Below are 565 nucleotides of genomic sequence, written 5' to 3'. Positions count from 1 at the left end.
GTCTCCACCGCGCCAGCTAACACGCCCGCGCGCAGATGACCCAGGCTCGCATAAATCGGGCGGCCCTGCATGGATTTGAAGTACGCGTCCCTGCCGAAGCGTATGGCAGGTGAATAAGAATTGGCCACCGTCTGGATGACGTGGCGGTCCACAAGGTTTCGCACTTCTTCTCGGACTGGCAGGACCATGTCGTTGTTAATGGGAATCATGGAGCCATTGCTTACCGGCAGGTCGCGCGGCACAAGCTGGTAGTTTAGTCGGCGCCAGAAACAGTAGAAATTATAGTCGCCGTTAACATTAATAAATTTGACACCTTCCCCCTCTGCCCATTCCTTCTGCTTGATACATTTGAGATAGCGCGTGATTGGCCGGTCCAACTCACTGGCTAACATCAGTAGATCCGATATGCGTATAGCTGACAAACGCCACTGGTCTGGCCATTCATTAAAGCTCAATGCGAATCCTCGACCGAGTCCGCCCATCACCAACAGCGTCATCCCTTCCGCGAAATCCGGTAACGCCCTGCAATGATCTGTCACCTTGCTTAGGTATGCTTCCAAACCGG

At 53.6% G+C, this 565-nt stretch carries 1 protein-coding gene; it reads right to left on the bottom strand.

Going from position 1 to position 565, the window contains the following annotated elements; translation table 11 throughout:
• Positions 1–497: hypothetical protein (locus tag ACOCD2_RS25435; protein WP_419594372.1), on the bottom strand; the 497-nt coding region annotated here is incomplete at its 3' end.
• Positions 498–565: the final 68 nt, after the last annotated feature.

The sequence above is a fragment of the Thiolapillus sp. genome (assembly GCF_048562965.1).
Lineage (GTDB): Bacteria > Pseudomonadota > Gammaproteobacteria > Chromatiales > Chromatiaceae > Thiolapillus > Thiolapillus brandeum_A.
This window is presented reverse-complemented; position numbering and strand designations above follow the sequence as displayed.